The organism is Micromonospora sp. NPDC003944 (assembly GCF_053605225.1).
Genome location: NZ_JBSGIV010000023.1, coordinates 1 through 23,271 on the forward strand (window position 1 = coordinate 1; position 23,271 = coordinate 23,271).

The window sequence follows — 23,271 nt, forward strand, 5'->3', positions numbered from 1 at the left end:
CCGGTTGCCGACGCCGTGCGGCACCCGCCCGTACGCCTCGACTCGGCTGCCCCACCCGCACGACCGCCGACCGGCCGGACCGCGTCCTGCGTAGCTGACTCAGGCGGCTGCGGAGGTCCGCACCAGGGTGCGGATCTGACGCAGCAGCACGGACAGCGCGGCGAGATCCGCCCGCGACTCGTCGAACTCCCCCATCGCCCGCCGCGCACGGTGGATGGAGGTGGCGTTCGACTGCTCCCACTGCTGCACCCGTTCGTGCGGTGGCAGGTCGCCGGGGGTGGAGTCGAGCACCTCTGCGGTGAGCGCGGCCAGCGCGGCGTACAGGTCGTACCGCAGCGCCATCCGGGCCAGTGTCTGCCAGCGGTCCTCCCGGGGCAGCAGCGAGATCTTCGACAGCAGCGAGTCCACCCGGAACAGGTCGGACAGCACGAAGTAGACCGAGGCCACCTCGCTGACGTCCCGCCCGCTGGCGTTCGCGGTCTCCACCACGTCCATCAGGCCGAAGCTGTACATCAGCCGGGTCGCCCGCTCCGCCAGCTCGCGGGGCAGCCCACGCTCGGTCATCGAGTCCATGTGGGCGACGATGCCCTGGCGCTCGTTGCCGTAGAACAGCTCCTCGAGCCCCGGCAGCAGCCGGTGGACGCCGTCGCGCAGCCGGGCGATCTCGGCCGGCACGTCGATCGGCGAGCGCCGGTTGGAGACCAGCCACCGCACCGCCCGGTCGAGCAGCCGGCGAGTGTCCAGGTAGACGCTTGTCTGCAACTCCGGCGCCACCCGGTTGTCGAGCGCCTCGACCGCGTCCCACAGGTCGCGCAGGCCGAATACCTCGCTGACCACCACGTACGCCCGGATCACGTCCGCCGCGCTCGCCGCCGTCTCCTCGACCACCCGGAAGATGAACGAGATGCCACCCCGGTTGATCGCCTCGTTGACGAGCACGGTGGTGACGATGTCCCGGCGCAGCCGGTGCCGGCCCATCCGGTCGGCGAACCGTTCACGCATGGGCGTCGGGAAGTAGTTGACCAGGACGTCGGTCGTCCACTCCTCGTCGGCCAACCCCTCGGTGAGGATCTCCCGTTCCAGGACGATCTTCACGTACGCGAGCAGCACCGCGAACTCCGGCGCGGTCAGGCCGGACTCGCTGCGGACCGCCAGCTCCTCGTCCGGCGGCAGCGCCTCCAGCGCGCGGTCCAACCCGCCCGAACGCTCCAGCTCGTTGATCATCCGGCGGTGCACGGGGAGCAGCGAGGCGGCCTGGGCCTGGGCGTTGTTGATCGCCCGAGCCTGGTCGTAGTTGTCCCGCAGCACCAGCTCCGCGACCTCGTCGGTCATGGTGGCCAGCAGCTCGTCCCGCTCGGCAGTGGTCAACTCGCCGTCGGCCACGGCGGTGTTGAGCAGGATCTTGATGTTCACCTCGTGGTCGGAGGTGTCCACCCCGGCCGCGTTGTCGATGAAGTCCGTGTAGATCCGGCCACCTGTCAACGCGTACTCGATGCGGCCGAGCTGGGTCCAGCCCAGGTTGCCGCCCTCGCCCGCGACCCGGCAGCGCAGGCTGCGGCCGTCCACCCGGATCGCGTCGTTGGACTTGTCACCCACCTCGGCGTTGGTCTGCGTGGACGCCTTGACGTAGGTGCCGATACCGCCGTTCCAGAACAGGTCCACCGGGGCGGTGACGATCGCCTTCATCAGGTCCTGCGGCGACATCTGCGTGACGTCGTCGTCCAGGCCGATCGCCGCCCGGACCTGCGGCGTGATCGGGATCGACTTCGCGGTACGCGCGAAGATGCCGCCACCTGCCGAGATCAGCTCCGCGTTGTAGTCCTCCCAGGAGGAACGGGGCAGGTCGAACAGCCGCCGACGCTCCGCGTACGAGGTGGCGGCGTCCGGCTCCGGGTCGAGGAAGATGTGCCGGTGGTCGAAGGCGGCCACCAGCCGGATGTGCTCGGAGAGCAGCATCCCGTTGCCGAACACGTCGCCGGACATGTCACCGACGCCGACCACCGTGAAGTCCTGGGTCTGGGTGTCCAGGCCCAGCTCCCGGAAGTGCCGCTTGACCGACTCCCAGGCGCCCCGGGCGGTGATGCCCATCTTCTTGTGGTCGTAGCCGGCGGATCCGCCGGACGCGAACGCGTCGCCCATCCAGAAGTTGTGCGCCTTGGAGATCTCGTTGGCGATGTCGGAGAACGTCGCGGTGCCCTTGTCGGCGGCCACCACCAGATACGGGTCGTCGGCGTCGTGCCGGACCACGTCCTCGGGCGGCACGATCTGCCCGCTGACGATGTTGTCGGTGACGTCGAGCATCGCGCCGACGAACTCCTGGTAGCAGGCGACCGCCTCGTCCCGGTCACCCGGCTTCTGCTTCAACACGAAGCCGCCCTTGGCACCGACCGGCACGATCACGGTGTTCTTCACCATCTGCGCCTTGACCAGGCCCAGCACCTCGGTACGGAAGTCCTCCCGACGGTCGGACCAGCGCAACCCGCCCCGAGCCACCGGCCCGAACCGCAGGTGCACACCCTCGAACCGGGGCGAGTAGACGAAGATCTCGAACTTCGGACGCGGCGCGGGCAGGTCCGGAATGGCCTGCGGGTCGAGCTTGAACGCCACGTACGCCTTCGGCCGCCCGTCGGCGCGCTTCTGGTAGAAGCTCGTCCGCAGGGTCGCCTCGATCAGCGTCAGGTACGAGCGCAGGATCCGGTCCTGGTCCAGGCTCGCCACGTCGTCGAGCGCGCCCCGGATCGTCTCCACCAGCTCACCGCTGCGCTGCTGCCGCTGCTCGGTGCCCAACTCGCCCGGCGCGAACCGGGTCTCGAAGAGCTCCACAAGCAACGCGGCGAGCTTCGGGTACGCGATGAAGGTCTGCTCCATGTAGTCCTGCGAGAAGACCGTGCCGGCCTGCCGCAGGTACTTCGCGTACGCCCGCAGCACCACCACCTGCCGCCAGGTCAACCCGCCGCGCAGCACCAGCTCGTTGAACCGGTCCACCTCGGCCTCGCCACGCCAGGCCGCCGCGAAGGCGTTCTCCACGTGCGGGCGCACCTCGGCCAGCTCGTGGTGCCCCTCGGGCAGCATGAGGCCGAAGTCGTACAGGTAGACCCGACCGTCGATCCGGTCCACCTCGTACGGGTGCTCGTCGACCACGCGTACGCCGAGCGAGTGCAGCACCGGCAGCACGGCGGAGAGCATCATCGGCTCGCCGTACCGGTAGACCTTGAACCGGACGTCCATCGCCTCGGCCAGGTCCGCGCCCGGCACCCGGGTGCCCGGTCGGGGTGCCAACTGCTTGCGGAACAGGTGCATCTCCAGCTGGCCGGGCTCCTCCAGCAGCTCCAGCTTCGCCAGGTCCTTCATCGCCTCGTACGGCGTGTGCCCGTCCTTGTAGCCCTCCGGGAACGCGTCGGCGTACCTGGTGAACAGGTGCTTGGCCTGCTCGTCGCCGAGCTTGCGCTCCAGCACCAACCGGTAGTCGTCGTCCCAGAGCCGGGTGGCGTCGGCCAACTCCTCGGCCAGCAGGTCGGCGTCGATGTCGCCGGGCGGCCGCGTCGGGTCGGTACGGACGATGAAGTGCACCCGAGCCAGCATCGACTCGGTGACCCGGGTGGTGTAGTCCACGCCGACGCCGTTCAGCTCACGCAGCAGGATGTCCTGCATGCGCAGCCGGTTCTGCGTGGTGAACCGGTCCCGGGGCAGGTAGATCAGGCAGGAGATGAACCGCCCGTACGCGTCCCGGCGAAGGAAGACCCGCAGCTGTCGGCGGCCCGCCATCCGCAGCACGCCGATCACCGCGTGGTACAGGTCGTCGGTCTTGATCTGGAACAGCTCGTCGCGCGGGTAGGTCTCCAGGATCTGGATGAGGTCCTTGCCCGAGTGGCTGCGCTGGCTCAGGCCGGAGCGGTCCAGCACCTCGGCCACCTTGCGGCGGACCACCGGCAGCTCGCGGACGCTGGTCCGGTAGGCGGCAGTCGAGAACAGGCCCAGGAAGCGCCGCTCACCGATCACGTCACCGGCGGAGTTGAAGATCTTGAAGCCGATGTAGTCCAGGTACGCCGAGCGGTGCACGGTGGCCCGGGAGTTGGCCTTGGTGATGATGAGCAGGCGCTTCTCCAACACCTTCTCGTGCGCCTCGGGCGTCATCGAGGAGAGCGACCGCGCCTCCGGCGAGTCGGAGCGCAGGATGCCCAGCCCGGTGCCGAGCACCGCCTCCAGCGCCTTCCCGTCGACCGGGTCGGCGGCGTCGCCATCGGCGTCCACCAACCGGTACTCGCGGTAACCGAGGAAGGTGAAGTGGTCGTGGGCGAGCCACCGCAGCAGCTCCACCGAGTCGGTGATGTCCTTCTCCGGCACCGGAGGGCGGTCGTCGGAGGTGCGGGCGGACGCCAACTCGTCGGCGAGCGCGAGGGCACGCTGCCGCATCTTCGGCCAGTCCTCCACCGCCTCCCGCACGTCGGTGAGCACCCGCTGCAACTCGCGGCGCAGCCGGTCCCGCTCGGCCGCGTCCCGGACCGGGTCGATCTCGATCCGCATCCAGCTCTCGATGATGTCGCCGGAGATCGCGTCGTCCGGCTCCACGTCCGCGGAGACCTCGGTGAGCCGGCCGAGCGGCTCCCGCCGCACCACCACCAACGGGTGCACCAGCAGGTGCACGTCGAGGTGGTACGAGTTGAGCAGCGCCGTCACCGAGTCGACCAGGAACGGCATGTCGTCCGTGACGATCTCGACGACCGTGTGGTGCTGGTCCGCGTGCGGTTCGTGAATCCGCAGCTTCAACTCGCCCGGCACCCGCTGCTGGGCGAGATCCCGGTGAGCCCGGGCCGCGTCGAGCATCTCCTCCGCCGTGAAGCCGACCAGCTCCTCGTCCGGTGCGAACCGCCAGAAACGGCCGACAAGTGTCGCCGCGTCATGGTCGTCCCCCGCGAGCGCGACGGCCTGAGCCACCAGGCGCTCCGCGTTGGGAACTGGTTCGTCGAGCTCGGCGTCCTCCACGTCGTCGGCCAACGCCTCGGTCGGCAGGCCCAGATCGTAGATGGTGTCGATGCTCGACCCGGTCAGCCCGGTGACTCCCGTGTCGAGCCGGCCGTAGCCGTCCCCGTCGGTCGCCGAATCGAAGCTGTCGTCGTCCCGGCCGGAGTCATCCTGCCGGAGGTCGGGTTCCGGTTTAATCGCCGGACGCCGGTCCATCGGTGCCACTCCCCTCGACCCACCGCGTTGTGGGTCACTCTGCCGCCCAGCCTAGGCCCTGCCGTTCTGCGCCTTCGTCGGCGGACCACTGGCCGGACGTCCGGATCGGGACTTTGTCCTTTCACCCGTTGCGGGTCCGAGGTTGGCCGGCTGCGGGATACCCCGCCACGCGATGTTCATCACACGGGCGCGGCCCGTCTTTGAGCGCGACCGAGCACCTGGGGGACGTTGGGGACGGCGCTCGCGTACTACCGTGCGAGGGCAGTCCGAGATCGGAAGGACCAGCTTCATGCCCTTGTCGTACCCCCGGCCCCACCGGCCGAACCCCGCCCGCCGGTTGGCCGCCGCCGTCACCACGGCGCTGCTCACGGTGGGTGTCCTGGTCGGTTGCTCGGGTGACGACGGGCCGGAGCGCACCGTCGACGCCTTCCTCGCGGGCTGGCGCAGCGGTGACCTCCAGGCGGTCGGTCTGATCGACCCGCTCGGCACGAAACTGCCCTCGGCCGACGTGGCGCGCGAGATCAAGGACCTCTCCGGCGAGCTGGCGGCCACCCCGCCCACGCTGACGCGTCGCGGTGAGCCGAAGATCACGAAGGACATCGCGACAACGACCGTCCAGGTGGAGTGGGCTCTGCCCGGTCAGACCCGTTGGGCGTACGACCGGGAGGTGCGGCTCGCCCACGGCGACGACGACCAGTGGCAGGTCATCTGGGAGCCGAAGGTGGTGCACGAGCAACTCACCAAGGGTGACCGGTTGGCGCTGCGCCGCGACGCCGGTGCCCGCGCCGGGGTGCTCGACAACGCCGGGAAGCTGTTGGTGACCCCGCGCCCGGTGATCCGGGTGGGCGTGCAGCCCGACGGGGTCACCGACATGAAGAAGCTCGTCAAGGACCTCGACGCGGCGTTCAAGGCCATCCGTCCGGCGCTGGTCCCCGCTGTCGACCTGGCCGACCTGCCCGAGCGGGTGGCCAAGGCCGACCCGGGCGCGTTCGTCGAGGTGGTGTCGCTGCGCGAGGAGGCATACCGGCAGATCAAGCCCCGCATCTACGACCTGCCCGGCACCAAGTTCATCTCCGACAAGGTCGACCTGGCCCCCACCCGCGAGTTCGCCCGCGCGCTGCTCGGCACCGTCGACCCGGCGCAGGCCGACGACCTGGCCGCCCACCCCGACCGGTACGTCGTCGGCGACAAGGTCGGGCACGGCGGGCTGCAGGGCCGCTACGACGAACGGCTGCGTGGCGGGCCCGGGTTGACGGTGGTGGTCGAGCGTCCGGCCGAGGGCGGCAAACTCGAACCCACCGGCACCGAGTTGTTCCGCCGGGAGCCGCAGCCCGGGCAGGCGCTCAAGACCACACTGGACGTGGCCGTGCAGAACGCTGCCGACGGGGCCCTGCGCGCCGAACCGCGCCGATCGGCAGTGGTGGCGGTCCGGATCAGCGACGGCGCCGTGCTCGCCGCGGCGAACGGCCCCGGCCCGGCCGGGGAGAACCTGGCGTTCAACGCCCAGGTGCCGCCCGGCTCCACGTTCAAGATGGTCAGCACGCTGGGCCTACTGGATCGGGGCGCGGTCACCCTGGACGGGCCGGTGGACTGCAAGAAGACCTTCACCGTGGACGGCCGGTCCTTCAAGAACTCGGACAACTTCGAGCTCGGCTCGGTCCCGTTCCGCACCGACTTCGCCAAGTCCTGCAACACGGCGTTCGCCGCCCTGGCGCCGAAGCTCGGGGCTGACGGGCTGGCCGCCGCCGGCCGCTCGCTGGGCCTGGAGGGTCAGTGGGACATCGGCACGGACGCCTTCACCGGCAAGGTCTCGACCGGCGGCAGCCTGGCCGAGCAGGCCGCCGCGTCGTTCGGGCAGGGCACCACGCTGGTCAGCCCGCTCGCCATGGCCGCCGCCACCGCCGCCGTCGCCCGCGGCCGCTTCGAGCAGCCGAAGCTGCTGATCGACCCGGCGCCGGCCAAGCCGGCCCCGGCCGGCGAGCAGCTCAAGCCGGAATCCGTCGCGGCGCTGCGCACGATGATGCGCGAGGTGGTCACCGCCGGCACCGGCAGCGCGCTCAAGGACGTGCCGGGCGAGGTCTACGGCAAGACCGGCACCGCCGAGTACGACGACAACCCGGCCCACACCCACGCCTGGTTCGTCGGTTGGCGGGGCGACGTGGCGTTCGCCGTCTTCGTGGAGAAGGGCGGGGCCAGCACGGCCTCGGCCGTCCCGATCGCCGAGCGCTTTCTTCGCGCCCTTCCCGCCACCTGACCTCGCCCCGCAGACGTCCGCCGGCCGGCAGCCCGCTAGGACCAGCGGCAGCGGCCGGCGGGCCAGGGCGAGCCGATGGTCGGGTCAGGCGGTGTCAGCTTTGTGTAGATCTGCGCCGTTCTCAAGGATCTGGCCCGACGTGTCCGGGACGGCCGGCGAGACGCGCCGAAGCAGGCCAGGCCCGGCCGAGGCGGGCGGGCCGACCGGCTCGCGCTCAGGCGCGACCGGGACCGCCGCCACCCCCGACAACTCGGCGTGCGCCGGTTCAGGAGTGCCCGACTGCTCCGCCGCGACCGAGTCGTCCCGGCCGGCATCAGCCACTCCACGACCGGGGCCGGCAGGGCCTACGGCGTCAGGCCTGTCCGGCCGCTCCGCAAACCCCTCCACCCCACCGGGCCGCCCCGCACGGTCAAGCCCCTCCGCCGCACCGGACCGTTGCCCACCATCGGTGGGGGCGGCGCGTCGCGGGGAGGGCATCGGCCGGACCGACAACAGGCGGGGCGGCACGGCTTCCGGGGCGGTCACCGGCGCCAGGCCGGCGACCACCGTGTTGACTATCTCGGCCGCGTACGAGCCGTCCGGGTCGTAGTCGGGGTCGAAGACGGTCAACTCCACGCCGAGGCAGTGCGGGGTGTCGACCAGGCCGGCGAGCAGGATCTCCAGCTCGGCGAAGGCGATTCCGCCCGGGTCGGGGGCGTCCACGGCGGGCATCACCGCGGGGTCGAGCACGTCCACGTCGATGTGCACCCAGTAGCCGGCGCAGTCGGCGAGTTGCTCGTGCGCCCACTGGGCGGTCCGGGCAGCGCCTTCGGCACGCAGCGCCGGCACCGGCCGGGTGGTGATCCCGGCGGCCTGGAGGTCGAGCCGGTACTCGTCCTGGGCACGGATGCCGAGCACCACCACGTCGATGTCACGGAAGTAGGGTCGACGACCTTCGAGCGCGGCCAGGTCGGCCTGCCCTCGCCCGGTGACCAGGGCCAGGTCCTCACCGGCGGCGGCGCCGACGTAGGAGGCGTTGCCGGGGTGCCGGAAGTCGGAGTGCCCGTCGACGAAGACCAGCCCGATCCGCCCGCCGACGGCCTCGCCGAGGCGGTGCATGGCCAGCGCCGAGCCGAGCAGCACGGAGCAGTCGCCACCAAGCACCACCGGGAACTCACCCCGGTCGATGATCGAGCCGATGCGTTCGGCGAGGGCCAGCGAGTAGTCGGCGATCTCCCGGGCGTGGCACACCCCGTCACCGGGCCGCCAGTCGCCCGGGTCGTAGCGGGCGGGAGTCACGCAGCCGGCGTCGCGGGCCCGGAGCCGGGCCAGCAGGTCGTGGTCACGCAGCGCCCCGGGCGCCTTGGCGCAACCCGGGACCGACGTGGGCGTCGGCGGCCGTAGACCAAGATTTGTCGGCGCGTCGAGGACGGCGATCCGGCGCATCATGAGCTCCCGTCCTCGGTGGTCGGGCGGGCCGGCCGGAACGCCGGCCCGCGCTGGCGTGCTACGAACTCAGAACAGGGCGCTGGCCAGGGCCCGACGCGCCGAGGCGACGGCCGGATCGTCCGGGCCGGCGATGGAGAAGAGCGAGACCAGGTGCTGGCGTACCGTCTCGCGGTCCTCACCTGCGGTGCGCCGGACCAGACCGACAAGCCGGGCGTACGCCTGCTCGGCCAGGCCGCTGAGCACCTCGATGTCGGCGGCCAGCAGTTGGGCGGCGACATCGTCCGGGGCGCTCTCGGCGGCGGCCAGCGCGGTGGACGGGTCGGCGCCGGCCACCCGGCGGGCCACCCCGACCTGGGCCAGCCCCGCCGTGGCCGCGGCGTCCGCCGGGGCGTCGGCGAGGATCTTCCGGTACGCCTGCTCGGCGGCGTCCAGATCGCCGCTCATCAGCGCGTCGTCCGCCTCATCGAGGCGGGGGTCCTCCGGCTCGGCGACGGTCACGCCGCCGGCCTTGAGGACGGCCTGGATCCACTGCCGCAACTGCGCCTCGGGCACCACGCCGGAGAAGGCGTCGACAGGTTGGCCGCCGACGACCGCGTAGACCATGGGAATGCCCTGGACGCGGAACATCTGGGCGATTCGGGGATTTTCCTGAACGTCGACGCGGGCCAGCACCCAGCTGCCGGCACCCTCGGCGTTCAGCCGTTCCAGAACCGGGGCGAACTCGTCGCTCTCCGGGAAGCCGGCCGCGCCGAAGAACACGACGACGGGCATGGCCATCGAGCGTTCGAGCACGTCGGACTGGATGGTCGCCTCGGTGACGTCCACGATGGCGGTGTCACCGCCGGCGGCGGGTGTGCCGGGGGCGCCGTTGGACGGGCCGCCCTGCGGGGGCGTGCCGGGGCGGGTACTGGCTGGTGCGGGGCCACGCAGCGTGCTGAGGTCGACCGCGCCGCGGGTGAAGATCGACGAGGTGATCCGTGGGTCGCTCATGGTTACCTAGTCTCGCACGTGAGGCGGGATTCTCCGGTCACCCGCAACCCCGACGTTGCAACTCTCACCCCCCGCCCCCAACCCTCGCGATCTTGCACTTTCTGTCGCCGCTATGCCGCATTTATGCCTTATGGCACCGCAGAAACTGCAAGATCGACGGGGGTGGGGGTGGGGTGGGGATCAGGGCACGGGTTAGAAGCGGGCTGGTTCTCGGTAGGTGCCCCATTCGGCGCGTAGGGCGTCGCAGATCTCGCCCAGGGTCGCCTCGGCGCGGACCGCGTCGAGCATGGCGGGGATCATGTTCTCGTCGGTGCGGCTCGCCTCGATCATCCGGGTGACCGCGGCGCGCACCGCCTCCTCGTCCCTCGCGCTCTTGCGCTCGGCTAGCACCCGGCGCTGCTCCAGCTCGACCTCGTGCGAGATGCGCAGGATCTCCAGCTCCTTGGCGACCGTGCCGGTGTGGCAGTTGACCCCGACGATCTTCTTGTCGCCCTTCTCGAGGGCCTGCTGGTAGACGAAGGCCGACTCGGCGATGTGCCCGGTGAACCAGCCGTCCTCGATACCGCGCAGGATGCCCGAGGTCATCGGGCCGATCTGGTGCGGCCCGTCACCGCCGAGCTGGCGAATCCTGGCGAAGATCTCCTCCGCCTCGGCCTCGATCTTGTCGGTCAGCGCCTCGACGTACCAGGAGCCGCCGAGCGGGTCGGCCACGTTGACCACTCCGGTCTCCTCCATCAGCACCTGCTGGGTACGCAGGGCGATCTCGGCCGACTCGTCGGTGGGCAGCGCCAGGGTCTCGTCCAACGCGTTGGTGTGCAGCGAGTTCGTGCCGCCGAGCACCGCCGCGAGAGCCTCGACGGCGGTGCGTACGACGTTGTTGACCGGCTGCTGCGCGGTCAGCGACACCCCGGCGGTCTGGGTGTGGAACCGCAGCCACAGGGCCTTCTCGCTGGTCGCGCCGTAGACGTCGCGCAGCCAGCGGGCCCAGATCCGGCGGGCGGCCCGGAACTTCGCGATCTCCTCGAAGAAGTCGAGGTGCGAGTCGAAGAAGAAGCTCAGCCCCGGCGCGAAGACGTTCACGTCCAGCCCGCGCGAGAGACCCAACTCGACGTAGCCGAAACCGTCCGCCAGGGTGTACGCCAGCTCCTGCGCGGCGGTCGACCCCGCCTCCCGGATGTGGTAGCCGGAGACCGACAGCGGCTTGTAGCGCGGGATCTCGGCGGCGCAGTATTCCATCAGGTCGCCGATCAGGCGCAGGTGCGGCTCCGGGTCGAAGAGCCACTCCTTCTGCGCGATGTACTCCTTGAAGATGTCGGTCTGCAGGGTGCCGTCAAGTGTGGACAGGTCGGCGCCCTGCCGCTCGGCGGCGACCAGGTACATGCAGAACACCGGCACGGCCGGGCCGGAGATGGTCATCGAGGTGGTGACGCCGGCCAGGTCGATGCCGTCGAAGAGCACCTCCATGTCGGCGGCGGTGTCGATGGCGACCCCGCAGTGGCCGACCTCGCCGAGCGCCTGCGGGTCGTCCGAGTCGCGGCCCATCAGCGTCGGCATGTCGAACGCCACCGAGAGGCCGCCACCTCCGGCGCCGAGGATCATCTTGTAGCGCTCGTTCGTCTGCTGGGCGTTGCCGAAGCCGGCGAACTGCCGGATCGTCCAGGTCCGTCCGCGGTAGCCGGTCGGATGCAGACCCCGGGTGTACGGATACTCGCCCGGCCAGCCGATCCGTTCGAAGCCCGGATAGGTGACGCCCTCCGGCGGCCCGTACACCGGCTCGACCGGCACCCCGGAGAGAGTGGTGAAGTCCGCGTCCCGCTTGCGCGCGGCGTCGTACCGGGCCTGCCAGCGCGCCCGTCCGGCGTCGATCTCGTCGGCGTCCATGAGCAGGGCTCCTCCTCGGGTCCTCGACAGCACACCGAGTGTAGAGCCCTCACCTGAACGATCGCTAAGTCACGTCGTACCGGCGGGTAACGTGAGCGGCGGAGGGCCGCCGCCTCAGACGGCGGCCGGCCCCGGCTGGTTCAGCTCGATGTCGTCCACCGTGACGTTGACCTGGGTGACCGTCAGGCCGTACCTCTCCACCGCCTCGATCACCGCGGTCCGCACCGCCTCGGTCACGTCGGCCACGACGTGCCCGGCGTCGATCACCAGGACCACGTTGATGACGGCCGAGCTGCCCTTCACGTCGGCCGAGACGCCCCGGCGAGCGTCGCCGACCTCGTCCAGACCGACCTTGTCCAGCACGCTGTTGAAGAACCGGGCCACGTCACCGCCGAGGTCGGCGACACCGGGCACCGCACGAGCGGCCGCCCCGGCGATCTTCTCCACGACCTCGTCGGAAACCGACGTGACACCCCGGGCCGCACCCGTCGCGGGCTGCACTGCTCCGGCGTTCTCCACCGCGTCCGTCATGATCACATCTCCCCTGGTCCGACGCATTGTGGACGGACCATCCCGTCAGCCCGCCGCGTGACAGCCTGACGTCCCGCCACGCGCCGCGAGCCTACTAAAACCGGAGTGACCTTCGCTTGCGGGCGGGAGGCGGGCTCCGGCGGCGACACTCCTCCGCACCGGACAGTCCGACTCGACCGTCCGCCATGGATACCGGCCGGGAGCGCCGGGTCAGCGAGCGAGCTGGACGAGCAGCTCCTCCGCCGCCGTGTACGGGTCGGTCGCGCCCTCGGCGACCTTGGTCGCGAGCGTGGCCAACTCCGTACCGTCGCGAAGTGAGCCGATCCGGGCGCGGAGGGAGCCGAGCGCGATCGCCTCGATCTCGGCGGCGGCCCGCGCCTCCTGGCGGCGACGCAGCTCGCCGTGCTCGACCAGCCAGCCCCGGTGCTTGTCGATGGCTGCGGCGATGTCGTCGATGCCCTCGCCGCGTGCGGCGATCGACCTCACCACCTGCGGTCGCCACTGGCCCGGCCCGCGCTCACCGAGCGCGATCATGCCCTGGATGTCACGCACAGTGGCGTCGACGCCGTCCCGGTCCGCCTTGTTGACCACGAACACGTCGGCGATCTCCAGGATGCCGGCCTTGACCGCCTGGATCGCGTCGCCCATCCCGGGCGCGAGCAGCACCAGCGTCGTGTCGGCGAGCGAGGCGACCTCCACTTCGGCCTGCCCGACGCCGACGGTCTCCACGAGCACCACGTCGCAGCCGGCGCCCTCAAGCACCCGGACCGCCTGCGGCGTGGCCGCGGCCAACCCGCCCAGGTGCCCCCGGCTGGACATCGACCGGATGTAGACGCCCGGGTCGGTGGCGTGGTCCTGCATCCGCACCCGGTCGCCGAGGATCGCCCCGCCGGTGAACGGGCTGGACGGATCGACCGCCAGCACGCCCACCCGGTGCCCGCGCGCCCGCAGCGCCCGGACCAGCTCGTTGGTGGTGGTCGACTTGCCCACCCCCGGTGAACCGGTCAGCCCGACCACCTGGGCCTGCCCGGCGTAGGACGCCAGCGCCGCGGCGATCGCCGGCAACAGCGCGTCACCGTTCTCCACGAGCGTGATCAGGCGGGCCACCGCGCGGGCGTCGCCCGCGCGGGCCCGCTCGACGAGCAGCGGTACGTCCCGACTGCGGCGCACCGAAGGGGTGCCCGCTGCCGGGACGCTCTCGGCCGCCTCGCTCACCGGTTCGTCTCGGCCTTGCCCGGCACGTGGATGATCAGCGCGTCGCCCTGGCCACCGCCGCCGCAGAGCGCCGCCGCGCCGGTACCGCCGCCACGCCGCTTCAGCTCCAGGGCGAGGGTGAGGACGAGACGTGCGCCGGACATGCCGATCGGGTGGCCCAGCGCGATCGCGCCGCCGTTGACGTTGACCTTGTCCGGGCTGACCCCCAGGTCCCGGGTGGACTGCACCCCGACCTGCGCGAACGCCTCGTTGATCTCGATGAGGTCCAGGTCCGCCACGCTCAGACCACCCTTCTTCAGGGCGTGGTTGATCGCGTTGGACGGCTGCGAGTGCAGGGAGTTGTCCGGACCCGCCACGTTGCCGTGCGCTCCGATCTCGGCCAGCCAGGTCAGCCCCAGCTCCTTCGCCTTGGCCTTGCTCATCACCAGCACCGCGGCGGCACCGTCGGAGATCGACGAGGAGCTGCCGGCGGTGATGGTGCCGTCCTTGGCGAAGGCGGGGCGGAGCTTGGCAAGCGACTCGACAGTGGTGTCCGGGCGGATGCCCTCGTCCTCGGTGATCACCAGCGGGTCACCCTTGCGCTGCGGGATGACCACCGGGGCGATCTCGTCGGCGAAGTGGCCGTTCTTCTGTGCGGCGGCGGCGCGCTGGTGGCTGGCGGCGGCGAAGGCGTCCTGCTCCTCGCGAGTGATGCCGTGCCTGGCGCCGAGCCGCTCGGTCGACTCGCCCATCGAGCAGCAGTCCCAGGCGTCGCTGAGCCCGTCGTGGGCCATGTGGTCCTTGACCACCACGTCACCGTACTTGTAGCCGGTGCGCTGCCCTATCAGCAGGTGCGGGGCGTTCGTCATCGACTCCATGCCGCCGGCCACCACGATGTCGAACTCGCCGGCCCGGATCAGCTGGTCGGCCAGCGCGATCGCGTCCAGGCCGGAGAGGCAGACCTTGTTGATGGTCAGCGCCGGCACCGACATCGGCACACCGGCCTCGACCGCCGCCTGCCGAGCCGGGATCTGCCCGGTGCCGGCCTGCAACACCTGCCCCATGATCACGTACTGGACCTGGTCCGGGCTGACGCCGGCACGCTCCAGCGCGGCCTTGATGGCGATCCCGCCGAGCTTCGTGGCCGGGAGGTCCTTGAGGTTGCCCAGCAGCCGGCCCACGGGGGTCCGCGCGCCGCTGACGATCACCGAAGCCATGCCTGCCTCCGAGGGGGTGCCGAGCTGTACGCCTGAACGATGGTTCGGCCAGACTAGCGCCATGGCAGAGAACTCCCCCGCCGAGCCCGGTGCGGACTACGTCACAGACATCGGACTTCGCAAGATTGACCACATCGGGATAGCCGTAGCCGACCTGGACGCCGCGATCGACTTCTACCAGCGGACCTTCGGGATGCGCTGCGTGCACGTCGAGACCAACGCCGAGCAGGGCGTCCGGGAAGCGATGCTGTCCGTCGGGCCGACCACCGAGGGCGGCTGCGTGCAGCTGCTCGCCCCGCTCACCCCGGAGTCGACGATCGCGAAGTTCCTGGACCGCAACGGGCCGGGCGTGCAGCAGGTCGCGTACACCGTGGTGGACATCGACGCGGCCTGCGCGGCGCTGCGCGAGCGCGGCGTGCGGCTGCTCTACGACACTCCCCGACGCGGCACCGCGGACAGCCGCATCAACTTCGTCCACCCGAAGGACGCCGGCGGCGTCCTGGTCGAGTTGGTACAGCCCGCCCCCACCCCCCACTGAACTCCACCCCGCCCATCTGGTTGATCAAGAGGTTTGCGTCAACCTGCGCCTCTCAGGTGACCGAAGGCTCTTGATCAACCAGGTGGGCGGGCCTTCCGGTGCGGCGTGCGCGCACGTCAGTGCGCGGTTGGCGGGGTGGCCGGACACCTTCACGCATCGGCGGATGCAGTTTTTCACAGAGGACTTCCCGGCCTAGCTACCGTTCAGTAACGTCCGGCCCCACAGGAGCGCGACCGGTGCCGGATGTGTCGAATGCCGACATGGCGGGTCGTGCCCACCGGCGCCGACGATGGCAGCACCCGGGCCCGTGCGGGTGCGGACGAACCGGAGGTCACCGTGCAGGACATCCTCGAAGCGATCATGGCGGCGGAGGAATCGAACGACCCGGACCGCGAACTCGCCGGCGTCGCCGGGCTGCCCGTACCGGAGAGCTACCGGGGCGTGGTGGTACGCGCCGAGGAGACCCGGATGTTCGACGGCATGGCCACCCGGGACAAGGACCCGCGCAAGGCGCTGCACGTGCAGGAGGTGCCGACGCCGGAGCTGGCGCCGGGCGAGGCGCTCGTCGCGGTGATGGCCAGCGCGATCAACTACAACACCGTGTGGACGAGCATCTTCGAGCCGGTGAGCACCTTCAAGTTCCTGGAGCGCTACGGCCGGGTCTCCGAGCTGACCCGCCGGCACGACCTGCCGTACCACGTGGTCGGTTCGGACGCGGCGGGCGTGGTGCTGCGCACCGGCCCCGGGGTGACCCGCTGGGCGCCCGGCGACGAGGTGGTCGCGCACTGCCTCTCCGTCGAGTTGGAGGACGCGGCCGGGCACGACGACACCATGCTCGACCCGCAGCAGCGGATCTGGGGCTTCGAGACCAACTTCGGCGGGCTGGCCGAGCTGTGCGTGGTCAAGGCCAACCAGCTGATGCCCAAGCCGCGACACCTGAGCTGGGAGGAGGCGGCCAGCCCCGGGCTCGTCAACTCGACCGCGTACCGGCAGTTGGTCTCGCACCACGGCGCCACCATGAAGCAGGGCGACGTGGTGCTGATCTGGGGCGCGTCCGGCGGCCTCGGCGGGTACGCCACCCAGATGGCGCTCAACGGCGGCGCGATCCCGGTGTGCGTGGTGTCCTCACCGGAGAAGGCCGAGCTGTGCCGCAAGATGGGTGCGGAGCTGGTCATCGACCGGGCCGCCGAGGGCTTCCGCTTCTGGAAGGACGAGGAGACCCAGGACCCGGACGAGTGGCGGCGCTTCGGCGAGCGGATCCGCGAGCTGACCAGCGGCGAGGACCCGGACATCGTGTTCGAACACCCGGGCCGGGAGACGTTCGGCGCCAGCGTCTACGTGGCCCGCCGCGGCGGCACCATCGTCACCTGCGCCTCCACGAGCGGCTTCCAGCACCAGTACGACAACCGCTACCTGTGGATGCACCTCAAGCGGATCGTCGGTAGCCACTTCGCCAACTACCACGAGGCGTGGCAGGCCAACCGCCTGGTCGCGCTCGGCAAGGTGCACCCGACGGTGTCCCGCACCTACCCGTTGGAGCAGACCGGTCAGGCCGCGTACGAGGTGCACCGCAACGCCCACCAGGGCAAGGTCGGCGTGCGCTGCCTCGCACCGAGCGACGGGCTGGGCGTGCGCGACGGCGAGTTGCGGGCCCGGCACGAGCACGCGATCAACCGGTTCCGGGGTCACTGACCGGCGCCCCGGCCTCCGCAGCGCCGGGGCGGGCACCGGCCGGACGGTGGAACGCCGGATGACCATTGCGATGATCGGCCATTGTTCTTCCGCCCCCATTAGCGGATAACCCACCTGCATCGAACAAAGGGCCTCGGGGTAACCCCGGGGCCCTTTTCCGTGTCACGCAGCGTGGCGCCCGACCGGCCGGGACCTGCCAAGATCGCCGATTGGTCCAACCTCGCCGACCGTGGAAGTTGACCATGTAAAGCGGGCACGAAAGCTTCGCCCCGCTCTTGCGAAGCACCCTGGGGCGTCTGCCAGTATGTCCCAATGCCCCAGCAGCAGTCCTCCCCTCTCGCGTTCTTCGATAACGCGAACTCGCAGCCAGATTTCACCGTTGGCCTGCGCGGATACAACACCCATCAGGTCGACGACTTCCTCGGCCGGATGACCGCCGCGCTGACCCAGTCCGAGCAGGCCCGTGCCGAGGCCGAGCAGCGGATGAACGACGCCCAGCGTCGGCTCCGCCAGGCCGAGCAGCGCATGAGTGCGCTGGAGCAGAAGCTCACCGACACGAACAAGCAGCTCGAAGAGAACAGCCGGCCCACCCTCTCCGGGCTCGGCACCCGCGTCGAGCAGATCCTCCGGCTCGCCGAGGAGCAGGCCAACGACCACCGTAACGAGGCCAAGCGCGAGTCGGAGGGCATCCTCTCCGCCGCCCGCCTCGAGGCCCGTGAGATCACCGACAAGGCCCGCGCCGAGGCAGCGGCCATGAAGGCGAGTGCCGAGCGCGAGGCGGGCAACCTGCGTACGGCCGCCGAGCGCGAGGCCGCCGAGGTCCGGGTGCAGGCCCGCCGCGAGGCCGACACGCTGCGCGCCGACGCCGACCGGGAAACCAAGCAGCTGCGTACCGTCACCGCGCACGAGGTGGCCGAGCTGAAGTCGACTGTCGAGCGCGAGGTCGCCACCCTCCGCGCCACCGCCGAGCGGGAGATCACCCAGCAGCGGGCGAAGGCCGCCCGCGAGGCTGAGGAGAAGCGCGCCGAGGCGACCAAGCTGCTCACCGACGCGCGGGACAAGCGCGACAAGGACCTGCAGGCCCTGGAGCTCCAGCTGGCCGAGCGGCGGGAGAAGGCCGAGCGCGAGGAGTCCGAGCGCCACGCCGCCCAGGTCGCGCAGACCCAGAAGTTGGTCAGCGAGGCCGAGCAGCGCGCCCGCGCCGCGCAGGAGCGGGCCAAGGAGATCGAGCAGCGCGCCGAGGCGCGGCGGGTCGAGTCGGAGCGCAACGCCGCCGAGACGGTCGACAAGGCCAAGGCGCACTCGGAGAAGACCCTCAACGAGGCGAAGGCCGAGTCGCAGCGCCTGCTCACCGAGGCTCGCACCGAGGCCGAGCTGACCACGCAGGCCGCCCGCCGCGAGGTCGAGGACCTCACCCGGCAGAAGGACGCGGTCACCTCGCAGCTGGGTCAGATGCTCTCCGGGCTCGCCGGCATCGTTCCGGGCATGCCGGCGCAGGCCGCTCCGGCCGCCAAGCCGGAAGCAGCGAAGAAGACCGACGGTGGTCAGGAGCGGGTGCCCGCGGAGACCGCCGGCTGACGCGAGGCGTCAGGTCGGGGCATCGACGGCGCGAGGTGACACCGGGTAACCGGTGCCACCTCGCGCCGTGTGCGTTTCCCAGCCCGTGGTATCCCCGGGCCGCAACAGAGTGAAGTAGCTCCCACAAGGCCCGTCCGTATCGCCCCAGCAGGGCCCGTTGCGTGTGAGGATGGGGGCATGTCGCACGGCGAGGAACTGTTCGCTCTCGGCGGGGACGTGACGACGGAGCCCAGCTTCGAGTCCGCTCTGCGGGGGTACGAGAAGAAACAGGTCGACCGTTATGTCGCGCGTGCTGAGCACGAGATCGCGACCCTCGCCTCGGAACGGGAACAGGCGTACACACAGATCCACAAACTCGCCGGCCAGGTCGAGGTTCTCCAGCGCGACCTGACCCAGGTGCGCAAGCAGATGAACGTGGTCGACCGGGCGTCGTTCCGGCATCTCGGCCCACGGGTCGAGTCGATCCTCACCCTGGCCGAGGAGCAGGCCGAGCAGATCCTCTCCGACGCGAACGGGGAGATCGAGGCCCGTCGTGCCGCGGCCGAGCACATCATCGAGGAGGCCCGCGAGCAGGCCGCGCGGGCACTGAAGGACTTCGAGATCGCCCTCGCCGCCCGACGCGCGGAGGAGGAGCGGCACAGCGCCGCCCGGCGGGCCGAAGCGGACGCGACCCTTCGGTCGGCCAAGGACGAGTCGGCGCAGTTGCGCAAGGCGGCGCAGGACGCGCTGGCGAAGGCCCAGCAGGAGGCCACCCAGCTACGGGACTCCGCCAAGGAGATCCACACCCGGGCCCAGCAGGAGGCCACCAAGCTGCGCGAGACGGCCCGCGAGACGCTTGCCAACGCCCGGCAGGAGGCCGGCGAGCTGCGTGACGCCGCGAAGGAGGTGCACGCCAAGGCCCTCCAGGAGGCCAAGCGGCTCACCGACACCGCGACCGAGGCCGGTCGGGCCACCCACGCCAAGGCGCAGCAGGACGCCAAGCAGATCATCGACGACGCGTCGATGGCCGGGCGGGCCACCCGGGCCAAGGCGCAGCAGGAGGCCGAGCGGCTGACCACGCAGGCCACCGAAGCGGCGAAGCGCAGTCGCGCCGAGACCGAGGCGTACGTGCAGCGGATGCGCACCGAGACCGAGGCGTACGTGCAGCACACCCGGGCGCAGACCCAGCAGGAGCTGGGCGCGTGGCGGGCCGGGGTGGAGCAGGAGGTCAACTCCCGTCGGGAGGCGGCCGACCGGGAGCTGGCGCAGCTTCGGTCCACCGCCGAGCAGGAGTTCACCAAGCGTCGCGACGAGCTGGACAAGCAGCACACCTCGCGTCAGCACGAGTTGGAGACCGGGTTCACCGGCCGTCAGCAGGAGCTGGAGAGCGGGTTCACCAGCCGCCGCGACGAGCTGGAGACCGAGTACACCGGCCGCAAGCGGGAGCTGGAGACCGAGTACACCGCTCGCAAGAACGAGATCGAGCAGGGCGCGGCTGGTGTCCTCCAGGCGGCCGAGCAGGACGCTGCGGCTCTGCGCCAGCGGTCCGAGGCAGAGGCCGCGGAGCTGCTGAGCCGGGCCGAGACCGAGGCGGGCGACAAGCGCCGCAAGGCCGACGAGCACGTTGCGGCGTCCCGGCGGCAGTTCGAGGAGTACGCGGCCACCACGCAGCAGCACCTGGCCACCACCCAGCAGCACCTGGCGGCGACCCAGCAGGAGGCGGCGGCGGGCCGGCAGCAGTTGGCCCAGGTGATGCTTGACATCGCCCAGGCGCAGCAGCAACTCGCCGACCTGCGGCAGGAGACCTGGAAGGCCCGGCAGGAGTCCGACGAACTCCAGCGGCAGATGTCCGATCTGCGGTTGCAGAGCGTCGCCGGCCCGATCGACGGCCCGACCGCGCCGGCCGACGCGGACGGGGCGAGCGGAGACGCGCCCGGTGGTGGGGACGACGGCGTGAGTGTCACCGCAGGCGCGGCCTCCGGGTCGGGCACGGGCACCGGGCTGAAGGCGGAGCCCACGGATGCCAGGCAGCCGGTGAACGCGAGCGCCGAGGAGTCCGGGCAGTCGGCGACGCGGCCGGTGGCCGAGCCGGTGACCACGGTGGATGGTGGTACGGCGAGCGCCGGGGTGGACGGCGAGCCGACAGTGGCCGCCGTTCCGGGCGAGGGTGGCCGGGGCGCCAAGCCCACCAAGATCACTAGCACCGGCGAGAACGGCAAGCGACCCACGAAGCCGACCACCGATGAGCGCAGCGCCAAGCCCAGCAAGGTCACCATCGAGAAAGACTGACCGGGTACGCGAGCCGGCCCCAGCCTCCAGATCTTGGACACTTTCCGTCAACGGGTGACGGAAAGTGTCCAAGATTCACTTATGGGTCGGGTTGGGGGTCCAGCCGGCCGCTACGAGAGCACGGCGGACGGTGTCGGCGACCTCGTCCGGGCGGGCGCGTACCAGCCATGCCGGAAAGCGCAGGATCCGGTCGCCGCTGGTCCAGACGTCGTTCTGCCGACGCATGTCCGCCGCCCACTGCTTGGCGTCCATGTGGTGCGCGCCGTCGATCTCCACCTGCACCCGCCACTCCCGCCAGTACGCGTCCAGCCAGCGGTTCCGACCCGCCGCATCGACCCGGTGTTCCTGAAGATCGGGGACGGGCAGCCGGTGCCGGCGGCACAGCCGCAGGAAGTCGATCTCAGAGAGTGCCTGTGCGCCGCCCGCGATGTCGCCGACGGTCTGCCCGATCAGGTGCCGACGCGGCGCCCGGGGCAGCACGTCGAGCACCGTCCGCACCTCCTCGGGCTGGACCCGGCGCTGCTGGCAACCGGCGGCCAGCACCGCCTGCGCCTCGTCCACGCCGGCCGCCCACCCCGCCGCGTCCACCAGGGCCCGCGCCGTAGTCGTACGCGGCGGACGGGCGAGTTGGCGGTGCGACTCGGGCAGCACCGTCGTGCGATGCACCAGCACCGCGGGCATGTCGATCGGCAGGCGACGCAGTGTGGTCCGCGCGGCACGACGGGCGGCCGGCACCAGCACGTGCAGTGGTTCGCGGCGCAGCCCTCGTACCCCGGCTTCGGCGGCGGCGGTCACCCCGGCCAGCACCGCCCCCGGTCCGGCTGCCAGCACCGCGACCCAGAGTTGCTGGTCGCGGGTGAGGCGGCCATTCCCGGTCAGCAGGACTCCCCGGCAGATCGACCGCCACCGGCCGGTACGGATCCGGCCCCGCACCGCCCCCTCGCTGAGCAGCCCGGTGACCTGCGCGGTGGTCAGCACGCCCGCCTGCTCGAAGGCGAGCCAGTCGAGTGCGTCGGCGTCATCGGCGGGCAGCATCCGAACAGCCTTCACCGCGAGGAAGCGGCGGCACCACCAGATCTTGGACACTTACCGTCAGCGCCGAACGGAAAGTGTCCAAGATCTGCGAGGTCTGGTCGGCCCGAAGCGCCGGCGGTGGTTGGGTGGGTCATGTGGCGCACCAGATTGACGGTCTCGTGGTCGATGGCGACCATGAGGTGGCTAGGCTGCTGACGCGCTTGAAGATGATCACAACAGAGCGCTGCCCCGCCAGCAGCCGATCCCACTGATGAAGAGCCGGGAGGTCCCTGGTGCCACAGCACGATCCGTCCGGCGACGAGCCGACGGCGACCCCCGGCCCCCCGCCAGCGGAGAACCCACAGCCGCCAAGGACGCCGGCCCCGGCCGAGACGCCGCCGCCGGTGCCGGTTCCCGCTCCGGGGATCGACCCGGACGAACCACCGGCGGTCCCGTCCGGGAAGTTCGGCACACCGGGGCGGCCACTGCGCCGCAGCAGCTTCCTGATCGGCTTCACCGGCGCGCTCGGCGTGCTGCTGGCGTACACCCTCTATCTGGGGATTCGCAACGCCGGCGGCATCCTCGTGCTGGTGGTGATCGCGCTCTTCCTCGCGGTCGGCCTCAACCCGGCGGTGGCCCGACTGCGCCGCTGGGGCGTGCCCCACGGCCTGGCGGTGGCGGCGGTCGCGTTGACAGTGGTGCTGCTGCTCTGCGGCGGCGTGGTGGCGCTGGTCCCCCCGATCGTCACCCAGTCGGGGCAGTTCATCGACCAGATCCCGAGCCTGCTCGACGAGCTGCGCCGCAACCCGACGGTCAACGACCTGGTGGAGCGGTACGACGTGGTGGAGCGGGTGCAGGGCGCGGCCAACGCGGAGACCGTCGGGCGGGCGCTCGGCGGGGTGCTCGGCGGCGCACAACTGATCTTCGGCACGGTGTTCCGGACGCTTACCGTGCTGGTGTTGACGATCTACTTCCTGGCCTACTTCGACAGGCTGCGCTCACTGGGCTACTCGTTGGTGCCCCGGTCCCGGCGGCAGCGGATGCAGCTGATCGGTGACGAGATCCTGGCCAAGGTGGGCGCGTACATGGTCGGCGCGTTGAGCATCGCGGTGCTGGCCGGCGCGACCACCTTCGTCTTCGCGCTGATCGTGGACCTGCCGTACCCGTTCGCGCTCGCCGTGGTGGTCGCGGTGACCGACCTGATCCCGCAGATCGGCGCCACCCTGGGCGCGGTCATCGTGAGCCTTGTCGGCTTCGCCGCCGACCTGCCCACAGGCATCGCCTGCGCGGTCTTCTTCCTCGTCTACCAGCAGGTGGAGAACTACCTCATCTACCCGAAGGTGATGCGGCGCTCGGTGGAGGTCAACGAGGTGGCCGCCCTGCTGGCCGCGCTGCTCGGGGTGTCGCTGCTGGGCGTGGTGGGCGCGCTGATCGCCATCCCCACGGTGGCCGCGCTGCAACTGATCCTGCGCGAGGTGGTGCTGCCCCGCCAGGAACGTGGCTGAGCG

The 23,271-nt window shown here is 71.1% G+C and carries 13 protein-coding genes and 1 pseudogene; 6 read left to right on the plus strand and 8 right to left on the minus strand.

Translation table 11 applies throughout. The features are described 5' to 3' along the window. Positions 1-99: 99 nt before the first annotated feature. Positions 100-5,178 (minus strand): NAD-glutamate dehydrogenase, encoded by a 5,079-nt coding sequence (locus tag ACWER9_RS13905; RefSeq protein WP_452302192.1) that lies wholly within the window; start codon positions 5,176-5,178, stop codon positions 100-102. A gap of 289 nt (positions 5,179-5,467) precedes the next feature. On the opposite strand from ACWER9_RS13905, the gene ACWER9_RS13910 reads away from it, so the two are divergent. After that, positions 5,468-7,432 carry a penicillin-binding transpeptidase domain-containing protein gene (locus ACWER9_RS13910; protein WP_452302193.1) on the plus strand — a complete coding sequence of 655 codons (1,965 nt, stop codon included), beginning with the start codon at positions 5,468-5,470 and terminating at the stop codon, positions 7,430-7,432. 258 nt (positions 7,433-7,690) lie between these two features. Here the strand turns inward: ACWER9_RS13910 and ACWER9_RS13915 are convergent. The 6 genes and pseudogenes from ACWER9_RS13915 to ACWER9_RS13940 form a co-directional block, all read right to left on the minus strand. Further along, positions 7,691-8,860 (minus strand): annotated as a pseudogene (locus ACWER9_RS13915) (arginase family protein); the annotation flags it as partial. Positions 8,861-8,926: 66 nt separating this feature from the next. Further along, a complete protein-coding gene (locus ACWER9_RS13920) occupies positions 8,927-9,850 on the minus strand; it encodes a tetratricopeptide repeat protein (RefSeq protein WP_452302194.1) in 924 nt (307 codons plus the stop codon). A gap of 192 nt (positions 9,851-10,042) precedes the next feature. Then, positions 10,043-11,731: an acyl-CoA mutase large subunit family protein gene (locus ACWER9_RS13925; protein WP_452302195.1), complete on the minus strand. Its 1,689-nt coding sequence runs from the start codon at positions 11,729-11,731 to the stop codon at positions 10,043-10,045. Between the two features lie 114 nt (positions 11,732-11,845). After that, positions 11,846-12,262, minus strand: a complete 417-nt coding sequence (locus ACWER9_RS13930; RefSeq protein WP_452302196.1) for an Asp23/Gls24 family envelope stress response protein — start codon at positions 12,260-12,262, stop codon at positions 11,846-11,848. Positions 12,263-12,472: 210 nt separating this feature from the next. Continuing rightward, positions 12,473-13,477, minus strand: coding sequence for a methylmalonyl Co-A mutase-associated GTPase MeaB (gene meaB, locus ACWER9_RS13935; protein ID WP_452302197.1), 1,005 nt, complete (start codon positions 13,475-13,477; stop codon positions 12,473-12,475). Then, on the minus strand, positions 13,474-14,673 hold the full coding sequence (locus tag ACWER9_RS13940) for an acetyl-CoA C-acetyltransferase (RefSeq protein ID WP_452302198.1): 1,200 nt from the start codon (positions 14,671-14,673) through the stop codon (positions 13,474-13,476). Before ACWER9_RS13940 ends, meaB begins: the two co-directional genes overlap by 4 nt. A gap of 61 nt (positions 14,674-14,734) precedes the next feature. Here ACWER9_RS13940 and mce point away from each other — a divergent pair, with 61 nt between their 5' ends. The 4 genes from mce (at position 14,735) to ACWER9_RS13960 (ending at position 20,749) form a co-directional block, all read left to right on the plus strand. After that, positions 14,735-15,211, plus strand: a complete 477-nt coding sequence (mce, locus tag ACWER9_RS13945; protein ID WP_452302199.1) for a methylmalonyl-CoA epimerase — start codon at positions 14,735-14,737, stop codon at positions 15,209-15,211. A gap of 336 nt (positions 15,212-15,547) precedes the next feature. Then, the gene (gene ccrA, locus ACWER9_RS13950; RefSeq protein WP_452302257.1) at positions 15,548-16,903 is read left to right on the plus strand and encodes a crotonyl-CoA carboxylase/reductase; all 1,356 of its coding nucleotides are present in this window, start codon (positions 15,548-15,550) and stop codon (positions 16,901-16,903) included. Positions 16,904-17,215: 312 nt separating this feature from the next. Next, positions 17,216-18,481: a DivIVA domain-containing protein gene (locus ACWER9_RS13955; protein ID WP_124857649.1), complete on the plus strand. Its 1,266-nt coding sequence runs from the start codon at positions 17,216-17,218 to the stop codon at positions 18,479-18,481. A gap of 177 nt (positions 18,482-18,658) precedes the next feature. Continuing rightward, complete coding sequence (locus ACWER9_RS13960) at positions 18,659-20,749, plus strand: hypothetical protein (RefSeq protein ID WP_452302200.1); 2,091 nt, start codon at positions 18,659-18,661, stop codon at positions 20,747-20,749. A gap of 75 nt (positions 20,750-20,824) precedes the next feature. Here ACWER9_RS13960 and ACWER9_RS13965 read toward each other — a convergent pair whose 3' ends face one another. Continuing rightward, entirely contained in the window at positions 20,825-21,835 is a 1,011-nt protein-coding gene (locus tag ACWER9_RS13965; protein WP_452302201.1) for an endonuclease domain-containing protein, read from the minus strand. Between the two features lie 221 nt (positions 21,836-22,056). Here ACWER9_RS13965 and ACWER9_RS13970 point away from each other — a divergent pair, with 221 nt between their 5' ends. Continuing rightward, entirely contained in the window at positions 22,057-23,268 is a 1,212-nt protein-coding gene (locus tag ACWER9_RS13970; protein WP_452302202.1) for an AI-2E family transporter, read from the plus strand. The last annotated feature ends 3 nt before the right edge of the window (positions 23,269-23,271 follow it).

What these genes read in the sequence shown, in the direction of transcription:
- ACWER9_RS13905 (WP_452302192.1), bottom strand. Translation starts at nt 5,178, where the DNA reads ATGGACCGGCGTCCGGCGATTAAACCGGAACCCGACCTCCGGCAGGAT.
- ACWER9_RS13910 (WP_452302193.1), top strand. Translation starts at nt 5,468, where the DNA reads ATGCCCTTGTCGTACCCCCGGCCCCACCGGCCGAACCCCGCCCGCCGG.
- ACWER9_RS13920 (WP_452302194.1), bottom strand. Translation starts at nt 9,850, where the DNA reads ATGAGCGACCCACGGATCACCTCGTCGATCTTCACCCGCGGCGCGGTC.
- ACWER9_RS13925 (WP_452302195.1), bottom strand. Translation starts at nt 11,731, where the DNA reads ATGGACGCCGACGAGATCGACGCCGGACGGGCGCGCTGGCAGGCCCGG.
- ACWER9_RS13930 (WP_452302196.1), bottom strand. Translation starts at nt 12,262, where the DNA reads ATGACGGACGCGGTGGAGAACGCCGGAGCAGTGCAGCCCGCGACGGGT.
- ACWER9_RS13940 (WP_452302198.1), bottom strand. Translation starts at nt 14,673, where the DNA reads ATGGCTTCGGTGATCGTCAGCGGCGCGCGGACCCCCGTGGGCCGGCTG.
- mce (WP_452302199.1), top strand. Translation starts at nt 14,735, where the DNA reads ATGGCAGAGAACTCCCCCGCCGAGCCCGGTGCGGACTACGTCACAGAC.
- ACWER9_RS13955 (WP_124857649.1), top strand. Translation starts at nt 17,216, where the DNA reads ATGCCCCAGCAGCAGTCCTCCCCTCTCGCGTTCTTCGATAACGCGAAC.
- ACWER9_RS13960 (WP_452302200.1), top strand. Translation starts at nt 18,659, where the DNA reads ATGTCGCACGGCGAGGAACTGTTCGCTCTCGGCGGGGACGTGACGACG.